Raw genomic sequence first — 26,631 nt, 5'->3', positions numbered from 1 at the left:
GTGACGCCTCTGCCGGGGCGCCGTTGAAAGACAGAATGTCTGCCAATTATTGACAAAGGCCCTGTCTTTTCCATCGGCCATTGGCCATAGGCGGGATCGCAGATGGACAGGTGGACTGTCGTTCGGGATACTCGCGCGATGCCACAGGAAAAGCCCTTCACCGACACCCACCAGACCCTGGGTGCCTTGCTGCGCATGCCCTACGAGCGCATGTCCGGATGGCTCTATGCGGAGCTCCGGGAAAGCGGCTTCGACGACATCCGGCCCGCCTTCAGCGCGGTGTTGCGCAACCTGGGGCCCGGCAGTTCGCGCGTGAGCGAACTCGCGGCGCGCGCCGGCATGACCAAGCAGAGCATGAGCTACCTCGTCGAACAGATGCAGGGCTGCGGCCTCGTCATGGTCACGCCCGATGCGCAGGACCGCCGGGCCAACACGGTGCAGCTCACCGCGCGCGGCGAGAAGGCGGTGCTGACCGGGATCGTGCTGTCGAAGAGCTACGAGGAGCGGCTGGCCGGACTGCTCGGCGAACGCAAGATCGCGCAGTTGCGCTCGATCCTCGAGGAACTGGCCGCCAAGCTCGAGACGACCGACACGCGCTGAAGGCGCCGAGGCATCGGCTCAGGTCGCAATGCGCTCGTGCGGACCCTGTGCGTTGAGTGCCACCCAATCGGCCGAACGGATGCCAGGCTTGTAGATGCTGGCTCCCCGTTTGGCCATCAGGCCCGCGAAGTCCGCCTGGGCCCTGCCCTGCTGCAGCAATGCGACGGCCTCCGAACGTTCGTAGTGATGGACCGGAATCACGTTGAGCAAGGGCGTTCCGAGCAGACGCGCGAGCCTTTGCTTGCGCTGCGACAAGGGCTCGCTGGTGAGATCGGTGCCCTGCACCATCAGCAGGTCGAAGACGAAATAGAACACCGGCCTGGCGCCGCGATACCACCCGCGCCGCTTGGCACGCTCGCTGAGCCCTTCGCGGTCGCAACGGCCTCTGTCGTCGAGCACACAGGCCACGCCATCGAGGATGCAGGGACCTTCCTTCAACTGGGCCAGGCTCTCCACCACCTCGGGAAACCAGCCCGTGGCGTCCGATCCGTCACGCGTCTGCAATTGCACCTTGCCCGATCGCGTGGGCGTGCGGGTCTGCGCCAGCAGGCGGCAGCCGCTCAGTCGCTGCTCGAAGATCCAGCCCGACTCGCTCAGATCGATGGTGCGCGAGTCGGCCAGCATGGGTGAGAGGGCATTCAGGCTCAGCATGCGCTGGAACTTGCAGCGTCCCCACGAGATGGCCTGTCAGAGGGCATCTCGGCGGCCTCGGGCGATTCTTGAAAACGGCTGCCCGACAAGTTGCCAACGGAAAACGGTAGTGCGACGGGTCGGGTTGCAACAGGTCGGCTAGTGGGAATCGAAAAGATGTCTCTTTCAGGCCTCTATATGCAGCAGGAGCAAGACTCTATAAATACACTAACGGCTTACTCTTGATACGAACCCCTTTTAAGTCTCCGCCGAAACAAACACCGCCCCTCAACCACAAACCCAGGCCGTTAGCGTATTTTCATGGTCACGCCTTCCCTCTTCGATACCGACCCCGTCGGCAGCCCGCATGAATCGGCTTTCCAGGAATGGCTCGCGGCCCGCAGCGCCGCAGGCACCCTGCGAGAGGCCTCGTCGATGGCCGTCTACCGCGACATGTGGAACGGCTTCACCTCGTGGTGCCTGAGCCAGTCGCCGAAGGTGACGCTGGAGTCCCTGTCACCCGCCGACCTCGACGCCTTCAAGGCCGCGCGCTACGGCATCAAGAGCAGCGACCTGTCGCTCTCACCGCGACATGCGCTGCGGCTGGTGCGCTTGATCGATCACGTGCTGCGCCATCGCTGCGCCATGCATGACCTGCCCCCGAGCACGGCGGCCGCCGACTGGCTGCTGGCCCATCCCGAGATCCGCTATGCCGAAGCGGCCAGTGCCGACCCGCCGCCCGAGTTCCTGTCCGCGTCCGAGGCCAAGCACCTGATCCTGTTTCTCTCCAGTGCCCGCCCGCGCCCCGGCGCCTCGTCGGAAGGCCGCGGCCAGCCGCTGACTTGGCAGCAGTTGCGCAACCACGCGGCCGTCGGCTTGCAGCTCGGTGCCGGCCTCGCGCCGGGCGACGTGCGCGCACTGGCCATCGACGCCCCCACCACCGCCGGTGGCCGCGTGGCCGACCGCCCCTGGAAGATCGCCGTGCCCGGCAACGGCAACCTGCCGCCGCGCGAAACGCCGATCGCGCCCTGGGCCGCCGAGTTGCTCAAGCACTGGCTGCAGGTCCGCGCCGAACTGGGTATTCCTGGCGAACACCTCTTTCCCTCGACGCGCACGGGCAAGCCATGGGGCAAGGAATCGCACTACCGCTGCGCCCGCGAACTGCTCTCACAGGCCGGGCTCGACAGCGCCGAGGGTGGCTCGTTCCGGCTACGCCATACCTTCGCGCTGCGCCAGCTTCGTCGCGGCACGTCGGTGGAACAGGTGGCGCGCTGGCTCGGCCTCGAGGTCGAGGCGATGAACAAGTACACGCGGGTGCTGATTGCCCCGGCCGACGTGGTCTGAGCCGGCGCGTCAGTGCCCGCCGTGACCCGAGCGCGCGGCCTGCCGCGCCGCCTGCGGGCTCAGCCCGAAGTGGCGCTTGAAGGCGGTGCTGAAGTTCGCGGCATGGCCATAACCCACGTCGAGCGCGATCTCGGTCACGCTCTGGTGCCCCTGTTCCAGCAGCACCCTGGCGCGTGCCAGCCGCGCCTTGGCCACGTACTCGAACAGCGAACTCCCGTAGGCTTGCCGAAAGCCGCGCGCGAGGCGACTCTCGCTGAGCCCGAAACGGCGCGCCAGGCTGCGCATGTCGAAGACCTCGCCCAGATGCGTGTCGATATGGTCCTTGAGCGGCGCCAGCCGCTCGCGCGCCGCGGCCGTGGCGCCATCGACCGGCGCATCGCCGAAGCCGCGCGTCAGGAAGCCATGCAGCAACTCGAAAGCCTTGGCCTCGGCATAGAGCCCTCTGAAGCGGTCGCCCGATCCATCGTCGAGCAGCGCATCCGCGATCCCATGCTGCGCCATGCTCAACGGAAAGCGCAGCAGTTCGAAGCGATCGGGCCGCGCCTGCATGAAGGCGCCGAAAGGCCCATCCAGCGGCAGCTCGAGCAGGCCGAGTTCCTCCGACAGGAAATCGCGCGAACAGCACAGCGTGACCGAACGCTCGCGCACCTCGCTCGCGAAGAACTCCTCCTTGGCCGCGCCGGGCGGCTGCAGCAGGGTGCTCACGCTCATCGCGTTCACCGTCTGCGCGCCCGTGCTGCCGGGCTGGCCGACCCGGCTCTCGCCCTCGAGCCGGAAATGCAGCTTGATGAAGTCGCCGCTGCGATAGACCTCGCGGCTTTCTTCCAGGTGCGTGACATGGCCCAGCGACAGATAGAAGCCGGGCCGGAAGCACAGGAACTCGCGCCGGCCGCGCGCCGCGCCGGTCGGCGTCACCGTCAGTCCCTGGGTGCGGCCCCAGCGGCGGGTCGACGCGAGGCGATAGGCGGAAGGCAGGCTGAACGGCGTGTCCATCGCTTGGGTCCGTGGGCGGGTTCGAAGAGGCGCCGAGGATACTCCCGCGCCCGAGTTTTCCTACAGGCGGAACAAAGCTTTCCGCCGGGGGCGCTTCATTGCGCTCGATGGAACACCTAGATTCGCTGGCACTGCGCGCACCCCGCGCTTCAACCAGCCGGCACCCAAGTCCGGCCCACCGGAGACAACCATGCCGACCGCGATCCGCCCCTTCTTCCAACGCGCCGCCTGGACGCTGGCCCTCGGCCTCACCGTCGCCGCCAGTGCTCAAGCCCAGGACAAGTACCCGAGCAAGCCGATCCGCGTGGTGGTGCCGTTCCCCGCCGGCACCGCGCCCGACGTGATGGCGCGCTACTGGGGCGACCGCATCTCCAAGCAGCTGCAGCAGCCGGTGGTGATCGACAACCGCGCCGGCGCCTCCACCATCGTCGGCACGCAGGCCGTCACCACCGCGCCCGCCGACGGCTACACCTTGCTCTACACCGCGAGCGGCACGCTCACCATCAACCCCTTCGTCTACAAGAAGCTGCCCTACCAGCCGCAGGACCTGGTGCCGGTGACACGCATGCTGTCGATCCCGCTGGTAGTTTCGGTGCCGGTGCAGTCGCCCTACAAGACGCTCGCCGACCTGATCAAGGACGCGAAGGCCCGCCCCGGCGAGGTCAGCTATGCCTCGTACGGCGTGGGCACGGTGCCGCACATGTCGATGGCCTATTTCGCCAACAGCGCCGGCCTCGCGCTCAACCACGTGCCCTACCGCGATGGCGGCCTGACCGACGTGCTCGGCGGCCGCGTCAGCACCGCGTTCTCGCCGATCGCCGACGTACTGCCCTACATCAAGGCCGGCAAGGTGCGGCCGCTCGCCGTGTCGAGCACGCACCGGCTCGAGTCGCTGCCGCAGGTGCCCACCGTGGCCGAGGCCTTCCCGGGCTTCGAAGGCGATTCGTGGCATGGCGTGTTCGCGGTCAAGGGCACGCCGCAGCCCATCGTCGACCTGCTCGCCAGCCTGTCGCGCCGCATCGCCGAGTCCGACGAGTACCGGCGCTACCTCGGCGAGTTCGGGCTGATTCCCGTCGGCGGTTCTCCGGCGGACTTCACCCAGCTGGTCGGCACCGAATCGAAGCGCTGGGTCAAGGTCGTCAAGGACAACAACATCTCGCTCGAGTGAGCCCGCTCGCCACTTTCCCGTTCCCATTGCTCCCGAAGGATTCCGAATGACAACCCGCGACATCGTCGCCCTCTGCGGCAGCCTGCGCGCCGCCTCCGTGAACCGCCACGTGGTCCAGCTCGCGCGCGAGGTGCTGCCCGAGGGCGCCTCCCTCACTTTGCTCGAATGGCGCGAGGTGCCCGTGTTCGACGCCGACGACTACGCGCGCGGCCTGCCGGCACCGGTCGCCACGCTGCGCGAGCGCATCCGCGCCGCCGATGGCGTGCTGATCGCCACGCCCGAGTACAACTTCAGCATTCCCGGCGGGCTCAAGAACCTCATCGACTGGCTCAGCCGCGGCGAAGACCAGCCCTTCAACGCCAAGCCGGTGGCGATCGTCAGCGCCGCGCCGGGCCCGCTGGGCGGCGCGCGCGTGCAGTACGACCTGCGCAAGGTCATGCTGTTCCTCAACGCCATGCCGCTGGTCAAGCCCGAGGTCTTCATCGGCCACGCGCCCACCAAGTTCGACGCCGAGAGCGGCCGCTGCACCGACGACACCACGCGCAAGTTCGTCACCGACCAGATGGCGGCCTTCGCGCGCTGGATCGACGCGGTCGAACGGATGCGCGGCTAGGGCCGGCGATAGCGCGCACAGGGCCGGGCCGATTGCCTACTCCATTCCGCGCCTCGCCGCATCATTCCATCGTATCCCCCGTCCCCCCACGGAGGTCGTTTGGAAAGGTCATCGGATGCTCGTAGAGTGGACCCGCTTTCAACCCACGACGAGAGGACGCCCCATGAGCAACCCATCCGATCCCCAGAACAAGACCCCCCTGACCACCGCCTTCGGCGCACCCGTGGTCGACAACCAGAACAGCCTCACGGCCGGCCCGCGCGGCCCGCTGCTGATGCAGGACGTCTGGCTGATCGAGAAGCTCGCCAACCTCAACCGCGAGATCATTCCCGAGCGCCGCATGCACGCCAAGGGCTCCGGCGCCTTCGGCACCTTCACCGTCACGCACGACATCACGAAGTACACGCGCGCCAAGCTGTTCAGCGCCGTCGGCAAGAAGACCGAGATGTTCGCGCGCTTCACCACCGTGGCCGGCGAACGCGGCGCGGCCGATGCCGAGCGCGACATCCGCGGCTTCGCGCTGAAGTTCTACACCGAGGAAGGCAACTGGGACCTGGTGGGCAACAACACGCCCGTGTTCTTCCTGCGCGATCCGCGCAAGTTCCCCGACCTCAACAAGGCGGTGAAGCGCGATCCGAAAACCAACATGCGCAGCGCCACCAACAACTGGGACTTCTGGACCTCGCTGCCCGAGGCGCTGCACCAGGTCACCATCGTGATGAGCGACCGCGGCATTCCCTCCAGCTACCGCCACATGCACGGCTTCGGCTCGCACACCTACAGCTTCGTCAACGCGGCCAACGAGCGCTTCTGGGTCAAGTTCCACTTCAAGACGCAGCAGGGCATCCAGAACCTCACCGACGCCGAGGCCTCCGCGCTCGTCGGCGGCGACCGCGAGAGCCACCAGCGCGACCTGTTCGACTCGATCGGCCGCGGCGACTTCCCCAAGTGGACCCTCTACGTACAGGTCATGCCCGAGGCCGATGCCGAGAAGGTGCCCTACCACCCCTTCGACCTCACCAAGGTCTGGCCCAAGAAGGACTATCCGCTGATCGAGGTCGGCGTGATGGAGCTCAACCGCAATCCCGAGAACTTCTTCGCGGACGTCGAGCAGAGCGCTTTCGCGCCCAACAACCTCGTGCCCGGCATCAGCGTGTCGCCCGACAAGATGCTGCAGGCGCGCCTGTTCGCGTATTCCGACGCGCAGCGCTACCGCCTCGGCGTCAACCACCACCAGATCCCCGTGAACGCCGCGCGCTGCCCGGTGCACAGCAACCACCGCGACGGCACCATGCGCGTGGACGGCAACTACGGCGGCACCCTGCACTACGAACCCAACAGCTTCGGCCAATGGCAGGAACAGCCCGACTACCGCGAGCCGCCGCTCAAGCTGCGCGGCGACGCCGACTTTTGGAATTTCCGCGAGGACGACGCCGACTACTACAAACAGCCCGGCGACCTGTTCCGCCTGATGAAGCCCGAGCAGCAGCAGGTGCTGTTCGACAACACCGCGCGCGCGATGGGCGATGCGCCGGAGTTCATCAAGCGGCGGCACATCGACAACTGCAGCAAGGCCGATCCGGCGTATGGGGCGGGGGTGGCGAAGGCGCTGGGGCTCTGAGTCAGTCCGCGAGAGACGCGGTCAACGACAGGGGTTCGCCGCCCCTGTCTGTTTCATGCCGAGGGGTGTCGATCGGTGAGCAGAGAAGGTCTGCGCCGATCAACACCACCGCCGGTCAGTTGCACAAAAGGCCGCTGCAATCGTAGGCGGTCATGAAAAGCCAGAAACTCTTACCGTTCTCGGAAAAATCGGTCACCGACCGAGCGCCTGCCGCACCCTGGCGATTCAGTACCGCCAGATATTCGTCCGTTGCCTGCTGGGTACCCAGGCCCACCAGCGTATTGGCTACGATCTCATAGTGGAACGTCGTCTTCTGTGATTCGTCCCGCACGAAAATCGTCGCGTACTTGGCGCCCGCGGAAGTGAACGTCGATGTGTTGTAGGCGAACTTGTAGCCTCGCTGGCCTTGATCGTTCAACTGGCCCACGAACTCGCGAAACACCAATGAACGCGTCGGCTGCAGCTCGAAGGTGCACCGTGCCGATGTAGGCGCCTCCCTCGATAGAACCGTCTTCCCATCGAAAGTCAAATCCAGCTTGCAATAGCCCTGCTGTCCCAGCACGTTCAGCGGCGCCACGGCTTCGGGATCGACCTTGCCAGTCAGATCGTCGACTTCGACGTACTCGTACTTCGTCGGAACATCCAGCGATTTGCTGAGGATCGCTTCCATCCACGGCTTGAGAGGATCCACCCAGATAGCGGTCGGAATAAAGCCTTCGGCCCCCTGCGCCTTGAGGCCTGCGGCAGACCTGGATTCGGTCGCCAGTGCCATGCGATGCTCGTACTTCGTGGCGTTGCCCTTCTTCTCGTAGACCGCCTTGACGACCATCTTCCCGCCTTCCTCGGCACCCGTGGTCGAGAAAAAGAGGCGGCCCGCCATCGCCGGGCTGCTCAATTCGGCCAGGAACGCCTCGCGATTCTCGTAGGTCGCGCTTCCAACCTTGTATGAATAGGGCGTCGTCCGTTTGGGAGAACCCGGATCAGGATCCGTACCGGGCGTGGGACCTGAAGGCCCCGAGGGCTCCGAGGGGCTCGATGGCGTTTCGGGATTCGGCGTGGATGCCGGATCCGAAGACGTGGGTGTGGTCGAAGGAGCTGCGCCCACCAAGGGGAAACCACCGCCACCACCTCCGCCCCCGCCACAGGCCGTCAGCAAGATGGCCAGTCCAACGACGACCGGCGAAAAACGCAACCCTCTTTCCATCGGAAACCTCTCCCTCTTGATTTGAGCGCGCGGATGCTACATCAGAGGATGGACGGTTCCCGATTTCCGGATTGCCACTCCTCCTTATGGAGGAGCACCATGCCCAAACTCAGCCCACTGCATAGGCCCGCCCCGCCAACGCCCTCGCCAGCACATCCGCCGGATCCACCAACCGTGCCCCCGCATGCCCCGGCACACCATGCAACGCCAGCGGTATCTCGGTACAAGCCAGCAGCAGGCTGTCGCACCCATGCCGCTCGACCATCCGCCGCGCCACCTCGGCAAACAGCCGCGTCGCGAGCCCGAGGTCCCCGGCCTTCACGCCATCGCGAATGCCGCGCATGACTTGCGCCCTCTCCGGCTCCGTCGGCAGATGGCAGGCGATGCCGCGCTCCGCCAACGCCGCCTGGTAGAAGCCCAGGCTGTAGGTGCCCTGGGTCGCGAGCAGGCACACCGCTTCGATGCGCTGCGCCGCGAGGTACTTCGCGGTCTCCTCGACGATGTGCAGCAGCTCCACGTCGGGATGCGAGCGCTGTAGCTTCGCGTGCCACGCATGCGCGGTGTTGCACGCGATCGCGATGCTCGCCACGCCGTGGCTGCGCAGGCCCTCGATGCCGCTCGTCATTCCTTCGAAGGGCGAGGGGCCGTCCTCGAGCAGCGCCAGCGTGCGGTCAGGCACCGGAAGTTGCGCGAGCCAGTGTTCGGGAAAGGCCTGGTCGGACACGGGACTGCCGCTGGCTCGCAGTCGCGCCTCGCAGGCGCCGACGAAGAGCCGCAGGAAATCCGCACCGGCCGCGGGCCCCATGCCACCCAGGATGCCGACCTTGCGGGTGTCAGGCACGCCGGACTCCTTGCTCAGTAGTCCGCCGGATTCGGCGAATCCGTCGGCTTCGCGATCACCTTGGCCAGCGCATCGCTCATCGGGAAATGCAGGTTCACGCCGCGCGGCGGAATCGGCGACTGGAACCACTTGTCGTAGAGCGCCTTGATCTCGCCGCTGGCGAACAGCCGCGCGATGGTCTTGTCGGCCACGGCCTTGAACTCGGGTTCGCCGCGCGGCAGCATGACCGCATAGGGGTCGCGGCTCAGGGTGTCGGTGCTCAGGCTGAAATCGGCCGGGTTGAGCGAGAACGAGATCTGCCCGACCAGGTTGATGTCGTCCTCGAAGAAGGCATCGGCGCGGCCCGAGGTGAAGGTCAGCATGCTGTCCGAGAAATCCTTCGCCTGGATCAGGTTGAGGTTCAGGCTTTCCTTGCGGTCGATGCCGCGCAGGCGCATCACGGTGTTCGATCCCGTGGTCGCCACGACGGTCTTGCCCTTGAGGTCCTGCAGCGTGGCGAGCTTGTCGGCCTTGCGCGAAACGAACTTGGTGCCGACCACGAAGTAGGTAGTGCTGAAGCTCACCAGCGCCTGCCGCTCGGGGTTGTTGACGGTGGTGCCGCACTCGAGGTCGATGGTGCCGTTCTGGATCAGCGGGATGCGGTTCTGCGAGGTCACGGCCTGGCGCTTCACCACGAGGTCCGGGCTGCCGATGGCGGTCTTGATGTCCTCGACGATCCTCTGGCAGATGTCCTGCGCATAGCCGATGGGCTGGCCGTTGCCGCCGAGGTAGGAGAACGGGATCGAGGACTCGCGGTAGGCCACGGTGATGGTGTTGCGCTCCTTGATGGCCTTGAGGCGGCCGGTCAGTTCGGCGGCGTTCGCGCCCAGGCAGGCGAATGCGAGAGCGGCGATGGCGAGATGCGGAAGACGGGATTTCATGAGAGGTTCGAGGAGTGGCATTCAGAGCAGGTAATCGGGATCGGTCTTGAGCAGGCGCCGCTTGATGCTCGCCAGGTGCTGGACCGCGCTTTCGTTGCCGCCGCTGCGCATCTGCCCATAGGTGGCCGCGGCCAGTTCCTTCGGCACGGGGCTGAGCTTGCGGCCGGTGGACTCGGCCAGCACCTGCACCTCGCAGGCACGCTCGAGGTAGTACAGGTCGTTCCACGCTTCCGCAATGGTCGCGCCGACCACCATCACGCCGTGGTTGCGCATGAACACCACGTCGGCGTCGCCGATCGCCGCCGCGATGCGGTCGCCTTCCCTCGCATCGAGCGCCAGACCGTTGAAGTCGTCGACCGCCGTGCGCCCGTAGAACTTCAGCGCGGTCTGGCCGGCCCATTGCAGTGGCTGACCTTCGACCAGCGCGAGGCTGGTCGCGTACGGCATGTGCGTGTGGAACGCGACGCGGGCGCGCGGCAGGCTCCTGTGCACCCGCGCATGGATGTAGTACGCGGTGATCTCGGGCGGCCGGTCGCCCTTGAGCACACGGCCATCGAAGTCGCAGATGATCAGGTCGGAAGCGCGGATCTCGTCGAACGCCAGTCCGAAGGGATTGACGATGAAGCAGTGGTCGAAGCCCGGCACCACTGCCGAGAAGTGGTTGCAGATGCCCTCTTCCATGCCGAGCCTCGCAGCCATGCGAAAGCAGGCAGCGAGGTCGACGCAAGCCTGCTGCACCTCGGGCGTGTCGAACAGGCCTGGATCGATCTCGTGTCGTGCGGTGTGGTCCACCGCCAATGAATGCGCCATAGGTTCCCGATGCCGGTTGTTGCCATCGACTTCCGGCGTGCGCCATGATCGGCGCGCCCCGGCTGTCTTCCATGCATCGAAGTCTCCGATCCGGGGCCCGGGAGCGTCAAATCAGAATTTGACGCAAGGCGATAAGGTCTTCTAATGGCCCCCCTATGAAACTCAAGCACATCGAGGTCTTCAACGCGATCATGCTGTCGGGCAGCGTGAGTGCCGCGGCGCGCATCCTCAACGTCACGCAACCCGCCGTGACGCAGACGCTCAAGCATGCGGAACAGCAACTCGGCTATGCGCTGTTCGTGCGCGACAAGGGCGGCATGAAGCCGACGCCCGAGGCGCGGCAGCTCCATCTGCGGGCGCAGAAGATCTTCGAGCAGGTCGACGAACTGCGGCGCCTCGCGCAGTCGCTGCGGCCCGATCACCTGGCGCAGTTCCGCATCGCGATCGTGCCCTCGCTGTCCACCACCTGCCTGTCGCGCGCGCTCGCGTCGTTCAAGGCCCGCCATCCGCGCAGCGCGGTCTCGATCAAGATCCTCCATTCCGACGAGATCGCGCGCTCGGTGGCGCTGCGCGAATGCGACCTGGGCATCGCCTATGGCGAGATCGATGCGCCCCCGATCGACGCCGAGGTGGTGGGCACGGGCCACCTGGTGTGGGTCGAGCGTCGCGAGGCCGGCGCGAGGAAGCGCGCCGACACTGCGGACATGCCGATCGCCGAGATCGCGGCGCGCGACTTCATCGGCATCGACAAGGACGACCTCGTCGGCAAGGCCCTGCTGGGCCTGCTGTCGGAGAGCGCGGTGTTCGCGGGCACGCGGCTCTCGGCTCAGACCTACCAGTCCGCGCTGCTGCTCACGCTCGACGGCTTCGGCCCCTGCGTGATCGACTCCTTCACCGCGGGCTTCTCGCGCGGCGAATCGCTGTCGATCCGCAATGTCTCGCCGCGCATCCCGGTGACGGTGTCGGCGCTGTCGGTCGCGGAAGGCCGCAGGCGCGCCGACTTCGACGACCTGCTGCAGGCCTTCCGCACTTCGCTGGCGCAGGTCGACAACGCCTAGGACGTCGAGGCTTCAGGCCTCGCCCAACCAGCGCAACGCGTTCGCGATCACCTGCCGCGACTGGTCGACCAGGCTGCGCTACCACGCGGGCTCGCCCGGATAGAAGAAACGCAGCAGCTCGCGCCGCGTGTCCGACAGCTGCGTGCGGCCGATGCCCGTCGCCCATTCGCGCTGGTCGCGCACCAGCAGCTCGAGCATGCGCTGCGGCCGCGCGGTGCCGAACTCGAGCACGGCCGCCGTCACGCGCGCCTGCGGCAGCGCGCGCTCGTAGCCCGGCGTGCTGTGGCCCGTGACCGGCGCGAAGTCCTCGGGCGCGCCGCTCTCGTGCACCGCCACCACCCATTCGCCGAACACCTCGCGCATGCGCGCCAGCGCCTCGCCCAGCTGCAGCGCGACCAGCGAGCCGTAGCCATAGGGGCCGAGCCCCGTGTGGTAGTCGACCAGGCAGACCTCGCGCGCCGACGCGCCATGGCGGCGCAGCACGGCCTCGATGGTCAGGCGCGACCAGGTGGGCGCCTGGCCGCCGAAGCCCATGCCCTGCGCGAAGGCGTACTGCCCGGCCATCAGCGCGTTGTAGAGCGCCTCGCTGCCATGGCTGCGCGCGAACTCCGCGAGCAGCGCATCGCCGGCGGCCACGGCCGAGGCATCGCCGGGATCGAGCGCGATCGCGGCATGCAGTGGCGCGTACTTGTGCGAGGGCGGCGCCTGCGCGTGGTCGATGAAGTTGCGGCAGAGGTCGACGTTGTCCTCGGTGTAGCGCCGCAGCCAGGAAGCGCCCCAGGGATTGATCGCATGCACCAGCACCACGGCGGTGTCGGGCGGCAGGTCGTCGGCCGACTGCGTCAGCAGCCAGTCGATCTGGCAGCCCGAGCCCGCGAACAGCTCCACGCCATGCACGCCCGAGGTCAGCACCAGCACGCGCTGCGCGTCGGCCGGGCCGATGCGCACCACGTCGGTGGCGAGCGCCTCGCCCTGCGCGCCCGCGAGCGGATGGCCATGCACCTCGGGCGCAAGACCGCGCAGCGCGCAGGCGGCGAGGAACTTGCGGCGCGCCGTCGCGTAGTCGGCGCTGAACAGCGTGTCGGTGGGGATCATCGGCGCTCCATTCGTCAATCGATCTGGAAGCCGGATTCCCGGATGATCGGCTGCCACAGCGCGAGTTCGCTGCGCACCGCCTCGCGCAACTGCTGCGGATTGCCGGCCGCGGGATCGAAGCCCACGTTGGCCAGGCCCGCGGTGGTGGACGGCAGCGCCGCGATCTCGGCCACGGCCGCGCTCACGCGATCGACCAGCGCCTGCGAGGTGCCGGGCGGCGCGAACAGCCCGACCCAGCTCGAACTGCCGAGCGCTGTGAAGCCGAGCTCGCCGAAGGTCGGCACCTCGGGCACGCTGGCCGCGCGGCGCGGGCCAGTCACGGCCAGCATGCGGATCTTGCCGGCGCGGTGCGCGCCCAGGAAACCGCCGAGCGCATCGACGGCGGCCGGAATCTGGTTGCCCATCAGGTCGGCCAGCAGCGGTGCACCGCCCTTGTAGGGCACGGGCAGCAGTTCGATGCCCTCCTTCTTGCCGACCACGTAGCCCACGAAGTGCGGCGAACTGCCCGCGGCGGGCACGCCGAAGCTGCGCGCCTCCTGCTTCGCGCGCGCCAGCGCCAGGTACTCCTGCAGCGTCTTCGCGGGCTGCGCCGCGCTGACCGCGAGCGCCACCTCGAAGGTCGCGAGCCGCGCCACCGGCGCGAAGTCCTTCACCGGGTCGTACTTCACCGAGCGCGAGGTCAGCGGCAGGGTCGAGAACATGTGGCTGTTGCCCAGCAGCAGCGCGCTGCCGTCGGGCGGCAGTGCACGGAACTGCTCGGCCGCGATCTGGCCGCCCGCGCCGGGACGGTTGTCCACCACCACGGTGGCGCCCAGGCGCTTCTGCAGCTCCTCGGCATAGAGGCGCGCCACCGCGTCGGCCGTGCCGCCCGCGGGATAGCCGACCACCAGGCGGATGGTGCGCCCGGCCGTGGCGGACGGCTGCGCCGCGGCCAGTGGCGGCAAGGTAGCGGCGATGACGCCGGCGGGCAGCAGGGGCAGGAAGGCGCGACGCTTCATCGGGGGTTCTCCGAAAGACAGGGGACGAACGGCAACGAGCGGCTGGCGGGCGCGACGCGCGCCCACCGGCCACGGAACAACGAACGCAACGAAGAGGAAAAAGCCGGCGCTCAGGCCTCGAGCAACTGCTCGCCGCGCGCGAGCTGGCGCGCGTAGGTCTCGGCATCGAGGTTCGCGCCGCAGACGATCAGCCCGGTGCGCTGCCCACGCAGTTCCTCGCGCAACGGCCCGAGCAGCGCGGCGAGCGCCGTGGCGCCGGCCGGCTCCACCGCCAGCTTGGCATCGCGGAACATCACGGCCATCGCGCGGCAGATCTCGTCGTCGCTCACGGTCACGATGCGCTCCATGTGGCGACGGCAGAGCCCGTAGGCCATCGGCGTGGTCATCGGCGGCGCCAGGCTGTCGGCGATGGTCGAGAGTTTCTCCATGCGCTGCGGCGAGCCGGCCTCGAAGCTGCGCCGCATCACGTCGGCGCCCTCGGGCTCGATGCCGATCACGCGGCAGCCGGGCATCAGCTTGCGGATCGCCGTGGCCACGCCGCTGCCGAGGCCGCCGCCGCCCACGGCCACCAGCACCGTGTCGAGGCCCGGCACCTGCTCGGCGAACTCGAGCCCCACGGTGGCGGTGCCCAGCGAGGTGCCCTCGCCCTCGAAGGGATGGATGAAGGTGCGACCCTCGTCGCGCACCAGCGCTTCGGCCATCGCGAAGCCGGTGGCGCCGTCGGGCGCGATCAGCAGTTCGGCGCCGTAGGCGCGCGCCATCGCCACGCGCGCCGGATTGGCCGAGGCCTGCACCACGATCTTCGCGGAGACGCCGGCCTCGCGCGCCGCGAAGGCCGCGGCCACCGCGTGGTTGCCGGCGCTCATCGCGGTGATGCCGCGCGCTTTCTGCTCGCTCGACAGCCGGCGCGCCACGTTGAGCGCGCCGCGTGCCTTGAAGGTGCCGGTGCGCTGGAACAGCTCGAGCTTCATGTGCACGTCGGCGCGGCCGAGCAGGCGCTCGACCGTGGGCCCGTGCAGCGGCGCGACCGGCGTGCGCAGCAGCGCCTGGGCATTGGCACGCGCGGTCTCGCGGATGGCCTCGAGATCGAGGTCGGGCAGTTCGGAAGCGGCTGGGAATGTGGTGCTCATGGCGTCAGGCTCCAGGTGCGCGGCGGGCGCGGCGTGCATGCGCGATGGCTTCGATCTCGACCAGCGCGCCCGGCACCATCAGGTCGGCGCGCACCGTCGAACGCGCGGGCGCGGGGCCCGCGGCGGGATCGAAGCATTCGGCATAGCTGCGATTGAATTCGGCGAAGTCCTCCACGCGCGACAGCCACACGGTGGTCTTCGCGACATCGGCGAGCCCCAGGCCCTCGGCCGCGAGGATCTCGCCGATGCGACCGAGGCAGCGCCGCGTCTGCTCGCCGACCGTGTCGCCCTCGATGCGCCACTGGGCGTCGAAGGCCATCTGGCCGCTGACGAAGACGAACTCGCCCTCGCGGCGCGACGGGGAGAAGAACGGTGGGGCCACGGCGGGCGTCGGGTCGGTCTGCATGCGGGGCAGTCTATAGACGGCCGCGCGGCGCGTCCTTTGCGCGACGGGCAAAAACTTATGCGCGAGCGACGCCGCGCATGGGGACTTTCCCTCAGCCCGCCGCCAGCAGCGCGCGCACGTCCGCGGCGAATTCGCTCGCGCTCTGCGCATAGCGCATCACCACGCGCATGCGGCCCTTGCGGTCGATCAGGTAGGTGAAGGCCGAATGGTCCATGGTGTACGAAGTGCGCGTGGGGACCTTCTCGTAGAACACCTTGAACTCCTTCGCGGTCGCCTCGGTCTGCGCGAGGTCGCCGCGCAGCCCGAGGAAACTCGGGTCGAAGGCCGCCGTGTAGGCGCGCATCACCTCGGGCGTGTCGCGCTCCGGATCGACGGTGACGAAGATCACCTGCAGGTCGTCGCCGGCCGCGCCCAGCTGCTGCTTGACCTCCGCCGCGCGCGTCAGCGCGGTCGGGCAGATGTCGGGGCACTGGGTGAAGCCGAAGAAGATCATCACCACCTTGCCCTTGAAGTCGGCCAACGTGCGGCGCTTGCCATCGGGATCGCTCAGCGCGAAGTCGCGGCCGTAGTTGGCGCCGGTGATGTCGGTGCCGGTGAAGCTCGGCTTCGGCTCGGATTCGCCGCAGGCGGCCAGCGCGGCCCACAGGGGCAGCGTGGCGGTGCCCAGCAGCAGGCGGCGGCGGGTCGTCGGTAGTACGCGGGTCATGGATGTTCCTTCGAGGGAGTGAATGGGGGAATGCGCCGGGCCGCCGGCTTCGGTGTCAGCTTGCGGCCCAGCCGGCGCCAGCCGATCACCACGCCCGTGAGGCTCAGCGCCGCGCCGCCGAGGCTCAGCAGCACCATCGCCAGGTCCCACAGCGGACGGCGTTCGAGCAGCGGGCGCCAGTCCCAGCTGTGCAGCATCGCGAACAGCCAGCGGCTGGCGCGGCGGTGGCTGTCGCTGCGGTTCAGCAGCGCACCGGTGCGCGGATCGACATGGGCCCAGGTGCCGGCCTCGTCCGCGAACACCACGCGCCAGATGGGCAGCGGCTTGTCGCCGCCGCCGGTCATGGTGTGCGGCTCGCGCGTGTAGTAGTGGCTGTCGTAGGCGGTCAGCACCTCGATGCGCGCGACCGGTGCGCTCGAGAGCTTCGCGACCGCGGCCTTCAACGCATCGGCGTCCAGCGCCGTGGGCATGGCGCTCGCGGCATCGAGCACCGTGGGGCGCAGCGCGGTGCCGCGCGCGAGCACGAGATCGCGCCCCGCGGCGCGGGTCCAGCGCAGCTCGCGCACCGTGCCGCCCGCGGCCGCGATCAGCGCCTGGGGCGAGGCGGCATCGGCCGGCGGCACGAGCGGCCCGTCGTTCATCGCCTCGGTGCGCAATGCGGGTGCGCCGCTGTCGAACACGCGCCAGGGGTTCATCGACATCAGCCCGCTGAAGATCCAGGTCAGCGTGACGGCCGCGAACAGCAGGCCGGTGATGTGATGCCAGCGCATCATGAAGCCGCGGTACGGCGAGCGCGAGCCGCTGCGGTAGCGGCCCGCGAAACGCCAGCGCAGGATGCCGACGGCCGTGCCCATGAGCGTGACCGCGATGCCCAGGATCGAGAGCCAGTTGACGATGTCGGCCCAGTACGGATCGAGCGCGCCGCCGCGCAAGGGGTACAGCCAATGGATCCACGCGCCCGCGTAGTTCCACAGCCGCTCGGCGCGCGGCGCATCGCGCACCACCTCGCCGGTGCGGCCCGAGACATAGAGCCGCGTGTGCGCGGCATCGACCAGCGCCACCTGGTGCAGCGGCCGGTGCGCGTCGAGCGCGCGCGAATGGGTGAAGGCGTCCTCGTCGAGCGTGCCCTCGTACACCAGGCCCACCCCCGGCCCCGCGAAGGCCGCGGCGCTGGCCATCGCGAGTTCGCGGTCGACATGGCGCAACGGCGTGCCGGTGGCCGCGTCGATCACCACGCCGGCCTTGGCGCCCTTGCCATCCGCCGGCTGCGCGAGATACACGGCGCGGCCGCCGCTGGCCACAGCCAGGCGCAGTTCCTTGAGCGGCCCCGCGATGCCCGCCGCATCGAGCGCCTCGCGCGGCCCGAGCAGCGCGGCATCGGCCGCGAGCGGCGGCAGGTGCAGCAGTCGCTCCGACTCGGTGAGCTTGGGATAGCCCACGTACATCATCACCACGCCCGAGACGAACCACATCGCGAAGAAGGCGCACACCACGATGCCGAGCCAGCGGTGCAGCAGGAACAGCCAGCGCTTGAAATGGGCCATGGAATCGCCCTCCTCAGAACGCGACGTGCAGGCTGAGATCGCCGGTGCGCGGCGCGCCCAGGTAGGCGAAGGTGCTGCCGAGGTTGGCCGCGTAGATGCGGTCGGTGGCATTGCGCACGCGGCCCACCAGCGTCAGCGAGCGGTTGATCTTCCACGACAGGCCCAGGTCGACCAGCGTGTACGACGGCCAGCGCGCGCTGTTGGCCGCGTCCGCGTAGGTCTTGCCCACGTGGCGCAGGCCCACGCTGGCCTGCAGCGCGGGCGTGATCGCGTACGACATCCAGAGGTTGGCCACCACGGCCGGCGTGTTGGTCGGCGTGCGGCCCGCGAGCGACACGCCGTTCTGCACGAAGTTGTCGTACTTCGCGTCGACATAGCTCAGGTTGCCCTGCAGCGACCACTGCGGCGTGGGCTGCAGGCCCACCGCGATCTCCACGCCCTTCGACGACTGCTCGCCCACGAGCACGGTCAGCGCGCTGTTGTTCGGGTCCTGCGTGGCGATGTTCTTGCGCGAGAGGCGGTAGGCCGCCACGGTCGCCGTGCCCTTGCCCTGCCAGAAGTCGAGCTTGGCGCCGACCTCGGCCTGTCGGCCGGTCGTGAGCTCGCTGTTGTTCATCACGTCGGCGAACGAGGCGGTCGACAGCACGCCCGAGGGCGGATCGGCCGCGGTCGCGTACTGCGCATAGAGGTTGGCGCCGGGCGCGAAGTCCCATACCAGGCCGACGCGTCCCGTGGTCGGGTTGTAGTTGCGCCGGTAGCTGGCCGGCGCGCTGGCGCTGATGGCGCGACGGTTGGTCAGCTCGAGCTCGATGCGATCGTGGCGCAGCGCGCTCACGAGGTGCAGCGAGGGCGCGAGCGCGGTGCGGTTCTCGATCGACAGCGCGGTGGTCGTCACCTTGTTGTCACGGTCGGGGTTGAAGCCCGGCCGCATGCCCGGCACCGCGAAGAAGGGCTCGGTGGCGAAGAGGTAGGGGTTCACCGTGCTCACGGTGGCCGGCAGGCTGTTCGGAAAGCGCGTCTGCTTGTTGACGCTGAAGTCCAGCCCGAAGGACCAGTCGCTGCGCAGGCCGGCGATCTGCCCCTTGTAGAGGCCCTCGATGCGGTCGCCCACCACCTGCTGGTCATGGCGCTGCAGCAGGGCCGCCGAGCGGATCACGGCCGTGTTGCTCGCATTGAAGCGGTAGCTCTCGACGTTGCGGTAGTCGCGCAGCGCGTCGTAGGCATAGAAAGTGTTCTTCAGCTGCAGCGCATCGGACACGCGCCAGTCCGCGATGGAGCGCAGCCATTGCACGCGCTGCGCATAGAGGCCGTCGGCGCTGTTGTAGTTCTTGAAGCGCGTGGCCGGGTCCACGCGCAGGCTGCCAACCACGGGATTGAGCAGCGGCGTGCCCCAGTACGGGCGGTCCACCCATTCGTCCTGGTACTCGTAGGCCAGCGTGTGCGTGAAGCCGCCGCCGAAGTCCGACAGCAGCGAGGCCGCGAGCTGCGTGGCGCGCGTGCGCGTGCCGTCGGTCCAGCCGTCGGCGTCCTTGCGGTTGAGGTCGATGCGCGCGTAGTGGCTGCCCGCGCCGCCATCGCCCGCGATGCGGCGGTTGAGCCTGATCGAGGCTTCCTTGAGTTGCTGCGTGCCCAGGCGCAGCCGGGCCTCGGTGAGGTCGCTGCGCTCGGCGATCTTGCTGATGTAGTTGATCGAGCCGCCGACCGCGCCGGCGCCGAACAGGAAGCTCGAGGGCCCGCCGATGACCTCGACGCGGTCGTAGATCCAGCTGTCGACCGGCCGCGCGGCGATCGAGTACTGCACGTTGATGCCGTTGAACATCTGGCTCAGCGAGCCGGCGCCAAAGCCGCGGTAGCTCACGCCGATGTTGCCGGGCGCGTTGTGCGCCGTGATGCCGGGCACGGCGCGCAGGATCTCCTGCGTGTCCTGCGCGCCGCGCGCCTCGATGGTGGCGCGGTCGACCACGCTGACCGAGGCCGGCGTCTCGCGCGGCGTCAGGCCCAGGCGGCTGCCGGTCTCGGAAGGCGTGTCGAGGTTGAGGCGCCCGTTGGGCGCGGGCGCCGGTGGCGGATCGACCTCGATCGCTTGCAGCGTGGTCTGGACCTGGGCCTGCGCGAACGGCGCGGCGAAGGCGCCGAGCGCGAAGCAGGACAGCGCACGCGCGCGCAGGCGCTCGGCACCACGGCCGTGGGAAATGGCAATGAAAGGCACGGGATCTCTCTTCTCGCAGCGCGTGGCTGCGCTGACGGCGCAGCGGCGCGTGGCCGCGCATGCCGTCGACGAACGATGGGCGCCGCGGGCGGACCGGCACGCCAACGAGGCGACGCCAGGGTCCGTCGCGCGACGGATTCAGCGGTTCAGGCGAAGAGGAAGGAAGGAGGCCCGCGCGCCGGCAGCGGCGCGGCGGTGGCCGCGGCGATGCGCGCGGCGGGGATCGAACGCAGGGCGTAGGACAGCGGTGCCGGCATCGGCACCTCGACCTGCGCGACCGCGGGCGGGAGGCCGCCGATCACGCACAACGGGCAGTCCATGCCCATGCTGCCCATCGGCACCGCTCCATCCTCGGTCTGCACGACCATCGTGACGTGGCCCGAGGCCGAGCACACGATGTCGATCTGCTGAGGCTTGACGATCGGCGAGGCGACCGCGACGGACAGGGACAGCACGAACCACGCCAGCACGAGGCGATGCAGGGTCGAGAGTTTTCGAAGGACGTGCACGGGCGCCATTATCGCGACGAATCGCCGATCGCAACGCAACAGCCCGTGCTTCACCTGGGGCTAGTCGATGGCGATGCTCGTCTTTTGCTGCTCGATGATCTCGACGATCAGCTTGCCGGTATGGATGACGTGCTCCGTCACCATCGCCTTCGCGCCCTGCGCATCGCCGGCCAGGCACAGGCGCAGCAGCTTCTTGTGCTCGGCCTCGGAGCGATCGACGTTGGTCTTCGACTTCCACGGCAGGTAGAGATAGCGCCCGAGGTTGAGCCGCGCGGACTCGACCGACTGCAACAGCAGCGGTCGATCGGCCTTGGCATAGAGGCTCGCATGAAATTCATGGTTGAGGCGGAACACCTCCTCGACCTGCCTGGCCTTGCCGAGCTCGTCCAGCAGCCCGGTGGCGCGCGCGATGTCGGCGCGCGAGAGATGGGGCACGGCCAGCTCGATGAGCCGCCCTTCGAGCAGCCAGCGCAGCTCGATCAGCTCGACCGCCTCGCGCGCGCTCAGAAACGCCACCGAGGTGCCCTTGTTGAGCCGGGCCGTGGCCAGCCCCGCGGCGACGAGCCGCGAGAGCGCCTCGCGCACCGGCACATGGCTGACGCCGAAGCGCGCCGCGATGTGGTCCTGCTTCAGCGGCGCGCCGGGTTCGAGCACGGCCGTCGCTATCTCGGAGCGGAGCGTCTCGTAGACCGACCCCGCGGCCACTTGCGAGCTGCTTTCCTTCATGTTGCGCCTTTTCTCAAAGTATATATACTTTCTTCACTTTATATATAATCATGCGCCAGGCCGGACTTCCACCTCCGCCTGGGCACTGGAACTATGGCCGAAAAAATCCCTGGCTTCTGCGCCCTCTGCCGCTCGCGCTGCGGTTCGATCAGCGTGGTGGAGAACGGCGTGCTGATCGCCCAGGAAGCCAACCCCTCCCACCCGACCGGCAAGGCCCTCTGCGTGAAGGGCCGCGCGGCGCCCGAGCTGGTCGCCAATCCGCAGCGGCTGCTGCATCCGCTGATACGCACGGCGCCGAAGGATGCCGCCGATCCGCTCTGGCGCCAGGCCTCGTGGGACGAGGCCCTGGACCTCGTCGCGCAACGCATCGGGCGCCTCCGCGACGAGAGCGGTCCCGAGTCGGTGTCCTTCGCCATCACCTCGCCGAGCGGCTCGCCGCTGTCCGACGGCATCGTCTGGATCGAACGGCTGGTCAATGCCTTCGGCAGCCCGAACCTGTGCCGCGGCACCGAGATCTGCAACTGGCACAAAGACGTCGCGCACGGCTTCACCTTCGGGCGCGGCATCGGCTCGCCCGACTTCTCGAACACGCAGTGCATCGTGCTGTGGGGCCACAACCCGTCGGCGACCTGGCTCGACCATGCAACGGGCGTGACGGAGGCCTTCGCGCGCGGCGCGAAGATCGTCGTGGTCGATCCGCGCAAGGCGGGCTTCGCGATGCGCGCCCACCAATGGCTGCGCGTGCGGCCGGGCTCGGACGGCGCGCTGGCGCTGGCCATCGCCGGCGAGATGATCCGCAACGGCGAATACGACATCGACTTCATCCGTCGGCATTCAAACGGGCCGCTGCTGGTGCGCGATGACACGGGCGCGTTCCTGCGCGAAGCCGACATCACCGGCCTCGCCTCGGAGCGGCTCGTGGCCTTCGACGAGGCGAGCGAATCCATCGTGCCCTACGACACCGGCACGGCCAGCTACGCATCGCAGGACTGCACCCTCGCGCTCTTCGGCACCAGGACGCTGCAGACGACCACCGGCCCCGTTCGATGCCGGCCCGCCTTCGCGCTCTATGCCGAGCTGTGCGAGGCCATGTCGCCCGAACGCGCCGAGGAACTGTGCTGGGTCCCCGCGCAGCAGGTGCGCGACACGGCACGGCTGCTGTTCGCGCACCGCCCCGTCAGCTACTACGCGTGGTCGGGCGTCGGCCAGCACACCAACGCGACGCAGACCGACCGAGCGATCGCCCTGCTCTACGCGCTCACGGGCAGCTTCGACGCGGCCGGCGGCAACGTGGACTTCGCGCATCCGCCGGCGCGCAAGGCATCGGGCAAGGAGCTGCTGTCGGCGGCGCAGCTCGCGAAATGCGTGGGCATCGACGAACTTCCGCTCGGCCCGGCCGCGCAGGGCTGCATCGGCAGCGACACGCTGTACCGCGCCATCCTCGAAGCCAAACCCTATGCGATCCGTGGCGTGATCGGCTTCGGCGCCAACCTGCTGCTCGCGCATGCCAACCCGCTGCGCGGTGCCGAGGCGCTGCGCCGGCTCGACTTCTTCGTGCATGCCGACCTGACGCTGACCCCGACTGCGCACTACGCCGACGTGGTGCTGCCGATCGGCACGCCCTGGGAGCGCGAGGCGCTGCGCATCGGCTTCGAGGTGAACCAGGGCGCCGAGGAGCTGGTGCAGCTGCGCCCGCGGATGGTGGCGCCGGTGGGCGAGAGCCGCTCCGATGCCTGGGTGGTCTTCGAACTCGCGAAGCGGCTCGGGCTGGCCGACCGGTTCTGGGGCGGCGACATGGACGAGGGCATGCGCTACATGCTCGCGCCGCTGGGCATCGGCCTGGAGGCACTGCGGCAGCATCCCGAAGGCATCCGCTATCCGCTGAAGACGCGCTACCAGAAGCACCACGGCGCGGGCTTCCGCTTCGCGACCGACACCGGCAAGGTCGAGATCTATTCGGCGCTGCTGCACCGGCACGGTCAGTCGCCGCTGCCGGTGTACGTGCCGCCGTTGCCAAAGCTGCGGCTTCGCGAAGGAAGCTCGGACTTCCCGCTCGTGCTGACCTCGGCCAAGCTGCCCCAGTACTGCCACAGCCAGCACCGGCAGGTGGCGTCGCTGCGCAGCAAGGCACCCGACCCGCTCGTGGCCATGAATCCCGCCACGGCCGCCGCGCGCGGCATCAAGCCCGGCATGTGGGTGCGCGTTCGCTCGCCGAGCGGCTCGGTGCGCTTCAAGGCCACGCTCGATCCCAGCCTCGATCCGCGCGTGGTCTGCGCGCAGTACGGCTGGTGGCAGGGCAACGAGCAGCTGGGCCTGCCCGCGCACGCGCCGCTTTCCGAACAGGGCTCGAACTTCAACCTGCTGGTCGACGACGGCGATCTCGACCCGATCAGCGGCTCGGCGCCGCACCGCTCCTACATCTGCGAGGTCGTGGCCGAAGCCGGGCCCGCCGCCTGAACACCGAACCGAACGCCATCCATCCACCCACTCCGTCGATACCCATGCAAGTCAAAGTCCAACGCAAGGTGCCCGAGGCCACCGACATCTGTTCCTTCGAACTGGTCGCCATCGGCGCCGAAGCGCTTCCGCCCTACGAGCCCGGCGCCCACATCGATGTCGATGTGGGCGGGGGCGAAACCCGGCAGTACTCGCTGTGCGCACCCCATGGCGAGGGGCGCTATGTCATCGGCGTGAAGCGCGATCCGCGCTCGCGCGGCGGCTCCCGGTTCATGCACGAGGCCGTGAACGAAGGCGACGTCCTCACCATCGGCGCGCCTAGAAACCACTTCCCGCTCGCGCAGGACGGCGAGCGCTTCATCCTCGTCGCGGGCGGCATCGGCATCACGCCGCTGCTGTGCATGGCCTCGCACCTGGGCGCTGCCGGAAGAGCGCTCGAGCTGCACTACTTCGCACAGTCGGCGGAACACGTCGCCTTCCGCCGGCATCTCGAGGACGCGGGCCTGGCACCTGCCGTGAGGCACCACCAGGGTCATGGCCCCGACGCGCTGCCCGAGCTGCTGGCATCGATCGTCGGCGATCCGGCGCCGGGCAAGTACCTCTACCTGTGCGGACCGCGCCCCTTCATGGAGCTCGTGCGGCAGGCCGCGGCGAACTGGCCGGCCAACCAGGTCCGCTTCGAGTATTTCGGCGCGGGTTCGACGCCCGCCGCCGCATCGGCGCCGCAGGCCGCGTTCGAGGTCTGCGCCGCCGCCTCGGGCATCTCGGCGCGGGTGGAAGCGGGCCAGAGCATCGTCGAGGTGCTGCGCGCCCACGGCGTGCACATCGAGACCTCGTGCGAGGAAGGCCATTGCGGCACCTGCATGACCACGGTGCTCGAGGGCCAACCCGAGCATCGCGATTCCTTCCTCACCGAGCCCGAGAAGGCGTCGGGCACGCTGATGCTGCCTTGCGTGTCGCGCAGCTGCTCCGCGCGGCTCGTCCTCGATCTCTGAGTGAATAGGTCATGGCGCGCGCACGCGCCATGACCGGCGCAGCGCGTTCAGAACGCCGTGACGTTCCACTCGTACTCGGTCGCGACCTCGCCGAGGATGCGCAAGCGCTGCGCGGGCTCGACAGCCAACGCGGCCAGGATCCGGGTGTTCAACGCCACCATCTTGGCCTTGGCGTTGTCGGCGAATTCCACCGTGATGCCCTGGTCCTCGTACTTCTGGACGAAGGCCTGCGCCGCCACCCCGATGACGAAATAGAGGCCCGCGTTGTCGAGGTCCGACTTCATGAGGTCGAAGGCGCCGCGGTACAGCAGCTTGAAGGCGTCGGAGCCCGACAGGTCGTTCGCGAAGCGGGTGCTGATGTCCTGGAAGTTCATGGTGCGTTGCTTTCGATGTGCTCAGTGATGAAACCCTTGCCGCCGTGCGCCGCGGACCAGGCGACCGGATCGCGCAGGAAATCGTCGAACTCGGCGATCACCTCGCGGCCGAAACTGCCTCTTTGTGCCGCGACCGCGCGGATGTCGTGCCAGTTCGCCAGCGCGTGGACCTTGAGCCCCAGCGCGGCCAGCATGCGGTCGGCGCCGAACATGCCGTAGTCGAACAGCACGAGCACATCGCCGACCTCGGCACCCGCGGCGCGCAGCGCCCGCGCGAAATTGGCCTTCGATGCGCCGGCCGCCATCATGTCGTCGACCAGCAGCGCGCGCTCGCCGGCGCGCACCACGCCCTCGACCTGGCGGGCGCCGACCGCGCGCTTGCGGACGTACTGCATCGGCAGGTCCAGCGCATCCGCGATCCAGGCCGCCAGCGCGATGCCGCTCGACTCGCCGCCCGCGATCGAGCCGACGCCGGCCAGGCAGCCATCGGCTTTGAGCAATTCGACGGCATGGCCCACGAGCGCGCGGCGCGCCTCGGGAAAGGAAACGAGTCGCCGGCAATCCATGTAGACCGGCGTCGCCCATCCCGAGGGGAGCCGGAAGGGCTCGTCGGTGCGCAAGGTCACGCAGCCGGCATCGAGCAGCCGGGCGGCGACCTCGAGGCGGATCGGAGTCGGGTCTGGGGCGGTGGTCATGGCGGTCGAGCCTTCGGCTAGTGAATTCGGTCGAGCAATTTGCGCAGGTGCATCGCACCCGCCTTGCCCTTGTAGGCGGCCTTCCAGAGCCTGCCGATCATGGCTTCGTACATGCGCACCGCCTCGGGCGATGCGGTCACGGTCGCGATGCCGTTGCGCACGTTCGGCAGCTCGCCGAGCCGGAACGGGCTCACGGCCAGCACGCTGCCGGCCCGGCCGGAGAACACCTGGAAGGTCGCGGTCGGCATGGCGTCGTCGATCAGTCCGATCTGCACGTCGATCGGTTCGCTCTCCATCAGGTCGGCGATGCGCTCGACCTCGCGGCGCGCCGCCAGCCGGCGCTCGGTGCGCACGCTCTCGGGCAGGTCGATGCGACCGACCAGGCCGGTGTCGACGAAGCGCTCGAGCTCGCGCAGCCCGATCAGGCTCACGATGTGCGGCCGCCGGCGCTGGAAGAAGGCCCGGCGCTCCTGCATGATCTGCAGCATCTTGTCGATGTCGGCCGAGGTCGGCCCCTTGCCCGCGCCCTTGGGCGAGGCCTCGATCAGCATCTGGCGCAGGGTCGGCAGGTAGTCCTCCGAGGTCAGCAGCAGCGAGATGGGCTCGAAGTGCGCGAGGATGCGGTCGGACGACTCCTCGAGCTGGCGCATGCGCTCGAACAGGCCCAGCGCGGTCGAGTAGTACTCCACCTCCACGCCGAGCAGCGACGCCAGCGTGGTGTCGAGCAGGTGGGCCAGGCGTTCGAGCGTCTCGATCTTGACGATCTCGCCCTTCTCGAGCCGGTACACGACCGCGCGCGAGATGCCCAGCCGCTCGGCCACGTCCTCGGCCAGCAGCGAGGCGCCCACCCGGTAGGCACGCAGGCGGTTGCCCAGCGCCACGTAGTCGATCGATGACTTGAAGGTCGAATTCGCAGCTTCCATCTCGTTTTCCAATTTATGGATCGAAAAAGAAACTATAGGCGAATTCGGGCACCCACGGTCAC

General features: G+C 68.7%; 26 protein-coding genes. 8 read left to right on the top strand and 18 right to left on the bottom strand.

Features of this window, described 5'->3' with window-relative positions:
- Window positions 1–138: 138 nt before the first annotated feature.
- Complete coding sequence (locus BM109_RS19155; protein WP_093345608.1) at window positions 139–600, top strand: MarR family winged helix-turn-helix transcriptional regulator; 462 nt, start codon at window positions 139–141, stop codon at window positions 598–600.
- Between the two features lie 18 nt (window positions 601–618).
- Here BM109_RS19155 and BM109_RS19150 read toward each other — a convergent pair whose 3' ends face one another.
- Window positions 619–1,251 (bottom strand): ATP-dependent DNA ligase, encoded by a 633-nt coding sequence (locus BM109_RS19150; RefSeq protein ID WP_093345605.1) that lies wholly within the window; start codon window positions 1,249–1,251, stop codon window positions 619–621.
- A 300-nt stretch (window positions 1,252–1,551) separates the two neighbouring features.
- Here BM109_RS19150 and BM109_RS19145 point away from each other — a divergent pair, with 300 nt between their 5' ends.
- On the top strand, window positions 1,552–2,574 hold the full coding sequence (locus BM109_RS19145) for a tyrosine-type recombinase/integrase (protein ID WP_093345603.1): 1,023 nt from the start codon (window positions 1,552–1,554) through the stop codon (window positions 2,572–2,574).
- 9 nt (window positions 2,575–2,583) lie between these two features.
- Here the strand turns inward: BM109_RS19145 and BM109_RS19140 are convergent, their stop codons facing one another.
- A complete protein-coding gene (locus BM109_RS19140; protein WP_093345600.1) occupies window positions 2,584–3,567 on the bottom strand; it encodes a helix-turn-helix domain-containing protein in 984 nt (327 codons plus the stop codon).
- Window positions 3,568–3,757: 190 nt separating this feature from the next.
- Between BM109_RS19140 and BM109_RS19135 the strand changes: the two genes are divergently transcribed.
- From BM109_RS19135 to BM109_RS19125, 3 genes are all read left to right on the top strand, one after another.
- Window positions 3,758–4,735 (top strand): Bug family tripartite tricarboxylate transporter substrate binding protein, encoded by a 978-nt coding sequence (locus tag BM109_RS19135; RefSeq protein WP_093345598.1) that lies wholly within the window; start codon window positions 3,758–3,760, stop codon window positions 4,733–4,735.
- Window positions 4,736–4,781: 46 nt separating this feature from the next.
- Window positions 4,782–5,348 (top strand): NADPH-dependent FMN reductase, encoded by a 567-nt coding sequence (locus BM109_RS19130; RefSeq protein ID WP_093345595.1) that lies wholly within the window; start codon window positions 4,782–4,784, stop codon window positions 5,346–5,348.
- 163 nt (window positions 5,349–5,511) lie between these two features.
- On the top strand, window positions 5,512–6,969 hold the full coding sequence (locus BM109_RS19125) for a catalase (protein WP_093345592.1): 1,458 nt from the start codon (window positions 5,512–5,514) through the stop codon (window positions 6,967–6,969).
- Between the two features lie 115 nt (window positions 6,970–7,084).
- Here the strand turns inward: BM109_RS19125 and BM109_RS19120 are convergent, their stop codons facing one another.
- From BM109_RS19120 to BM109_RS19105, 4 genes are all read right to left on the bottom strand, one after another.
- Window positions 7,085–8,173: a hypothetical protein gene (locus tag BM109_RS19120; RefSeq protein WP_143129198.1), complete on the bottom strand. Its 1,089-nt coding sequence runs from the start codon at window positions 8,171–8,173 to the stop codon at window positions 7,085–7,087.
- 109 nt (window positions 8,174–8,282) lie between these two features.
- The gene (locus BM109_RS19115; RefSeq protein ID WP_093345587.1) at window positions 8,283–9,014 is read right to left on the bottom strand and encodes an aspartate/glutamate racemase family protein; all 732 of its coding nucleotides are present in this window, start codon (window positions 9,012–9,014) and stop codon (window positions 8,283–8,285) included.
- Window positions 9,015–9,028: 14 nt separating this feature from the next.
- Window positions 9,029–9,934, bottom strand: coding sequence for an amino acid ABC transporter substrate-binding protein (locus BM109_RS19110; protein WP_093345585.1), 906 nt, complete (start codon window positions 9,932–9,934; stop codon window positions 9,029–9,031).
- Window positions 9,935–9,955: 21 nt separating this feature from the next.
- Window positions 9,956–10,744: an aldolase gene (locus BM109_RS19105; RefSeq protein ID WP_093345583.1), complete on the bottom strand. Its 789-nt coding sequence runs from the start codon at window positions 10,742–10,744 to the stop codon at window positions 9,956–9,958.
- A gap of 155 nt (window positions 10,745–10,899) precedes the next feature.
- Here BM109_RS19105 and BM109_RS19100 point away from each other — a divergent pair, with 155 nt between their 5' ends.
- The gene (locus BM109_RS19100) at window positions 10,900–11,802 is read left to right on the top strand and encodes a LysR family transcriptional regulator (RefSeq protein WP_093345580.1); all 903 of its coding nucleotides are present in this window, start codon (window positions 10,900–10,902) and stop codon (window positions 11,800–11,802) included.
- Between the two features lie 78 nt (window positions 11,803–11,880).
- Here BM109_RS19100 and BM109_RS19095 read toward each other — a convergent pair whose 3' ends face one another.
- From BM109_RS19095 to BM109_RS19055, 9 genes are all read right to left on the bottom strand, one after another.
- Window positions 11,881–12,897, bottom strand: coding sequence for a DUF2817 domain-containing protein (locus tag BM109_RS19095; protein ID WP_093345578.1), 1,017 nt, complete (start codon window positions 12,895–12,897; stop codon window positions 11,881–11,883).
- A gap of 14 nt (window positions 12,898–12,911) precedes the next feature.
- Window positions 12,912–13,895 carry a tripartite tricarboxylate transporter substrate-binding protein gene (locus tag BM109_RS19090; RefSeq protein WP_093345575.1) on the bottom strand — a complete coding sequence of 328 codons (984 nt, stop codon included), beginning with the start codon at window positions 13,893–13,895 and terminating at the stop codon, window positions 12,912–12,914.
- A 110-nt stretch (window positions 13,896–14,005) separates the two neighbouring features.
- The gene (locus BM109_RS19085; RefSeq protein ID WP_093346161.1) at window positions 14,006–15,025 is read right to left on the bottom strand and encodes a pyridoxal-phosphate dependent enzyme; all 1,020 of its coding nucleotides are present in this window, start codon (window positions 15,023–15,025) and stop codon (window positions 14,006–14,008) included.
- 4 nt (window positions 15,026–15,029) lie between these two features.
- Window positions 15,030–15,431, bottom strand: coding sequence for a RidA family protein (locus BM109_RS19080; RefSeq protein WP_093345571.1), 402 nt, complete (start codon window positions 15,429–15,431; stop codon window positions 15,030–15,032).
- A gap of 91 nt (window positions 15,432–15,522) precedes the next feature.
- Window positions 15,523–16,137: an SCO family protein gene (locus tag BM109_RS19075; protein WP_093345569.1), complete on the bottom strand. Its 615-nt coding sequence runs from the start codon at window positions 16,135–16,137 to the stop codon at window positions 15,523–15,525.
- Window positions 16,134–17,681 carry a PepSY-associated TM helix domain-containing protein gene (locus tag BM109_RS19070; protein ID WP_093345566.1) on the bottom strand — a complete coding sequence of 516 codons (1,548 nt, stop codon included), beginning with the start codon at window positions 17,679–17,681 and terminating at the stop codon, window positions 16,134–16,136. The genes BM109_RS19075 and BM109_RS19070 overlap by 4 nt, the downstream gene beginning before the upstream one ends.
- Before the next feature lie 13 nt (window positions 17,682–17,694).
- The gene (locus BM109_RS19065) at window positions 17,695–19,881 is read right to left on the bottom strand and encodes a TonB-dependent receptor (protein ID WP_371268823.1); all 2,187 of its coding nucleotides are present in this window, start codon (window positions 19,879–19,881) and stop codon (window positions 17,695–17,697) included.
- 155 nt (window positions 19,882–20,036) lie between these two features.
- Window positions 20,037–20,408, bottom strand: a complete 372-nt coding sequence (locus BM109_RS19060; RefSeq protein WP_177239388.1) for a DUF2946 family protein — start codon at window positions 20,406–20,408, stop codon at window positions 20,037–20,039.
- Between the two features lie 51 nt (window positions 20,409–20,459).
- A complete protein-coding gene (locus tag BM109_RS19055) occupies window positions 20,460–21,125 on the bottom strand; it encodes a GntR family transcriptional regulator (RefSeq protein ID WP_093345564.1) in 666 nt (221 codons plus the stop codon).
- A gap of 93 nt (window positions 21,126–21,218) precedes the next feature.
- Here BM109_RS19055 and BM109_RS19050 point away from each other — a divergent pair, with 93 nt between their 5' ends.
- Both BM109_RS19050 and BM109_RS19045 read left to right on the top strand, forming a co-directional pair.
- Entirely contained in the window at window positions 21,219–23,582 is a 2,364-nt protein-coding gene (locus BM109_RS19050) for a molybdopterin-containing oxidoreductase family protein (protein WP_093345561.1), read from the top strand.
- Between the two features lie 44 nt (window positions 23,583–23,626).
- Entirely contained in the window at window positions 23,627–24,577 is a 951-nt protein-coding gene (locus tag BM109_RS19045) for a PDR/VanB family oxidoreductase (RefSeq protein ID WP_093345558.1), read from the top strand.
- Window positions 24,578–24,624: 47 nt separating this feature from the next.
- On the opposite strand, the gene BM109_RS19040 is transcribed toward BM109_RS19045, so the two are convergent.
- Genes BM109_RS19040 through BM109_RS19030 form a run of 3 tightly spaced genes read right to left on the bottom strand, consistent with a single transcriptional unit; the run spans window position 24,625 to window position 26,569 of the window.
- Window positions 24,625–24,951, bottom strand: coding sequence for a hypothetical protein (locus tag BM109_RS19040; RefSeq protein WP_093345556.1), 327 nt, complete (start codon window positions 24,949–24,951; stop codon window positions 24,625–24,627).
- Entirely contained in the window at window positions 24,948–25,646 is a 699-nt protein-coding gene (locus BM109_RS19035; RefSeq protein ID WP_093345553.1) for an orotate phosphoribosyltransferase, read from the bottom strand. Before BM109_RS19035 ends, BM109_RS19040 begins: the two co-directional genes overlap by 4 nt.
- A 17-nt stretch (window positions 25,647–25,663) precedes the next feature.
- Window positions 25,664–26,569: a helix-turn-helix domain-containing protein gene (locus BM109_RS19030; protein ID WP_093345550.1), complete on the bottom strand. Its 906-nt coding sequence runs from the start codon at window positions 26,567–26,569 to the stop codon at window positions 25,664–25,666.
- Window positions 26,570–26,631: the final 62 nt, after the last annotated feature.

Source organism: Variovorax sp. PDC80 (genome assembly GCF_900115375.1).
GTDB lineage: Bacteria > Pseudomonadota > Gammaproteobacteria > Burkholderiales > Burkholderiaceae_C > Variovorax.
The sequence above is the reverse complement of the archived record's forward strand: the minus strand, read 5'-3'. Positions and strand labels throughout refer to the sequence as shown.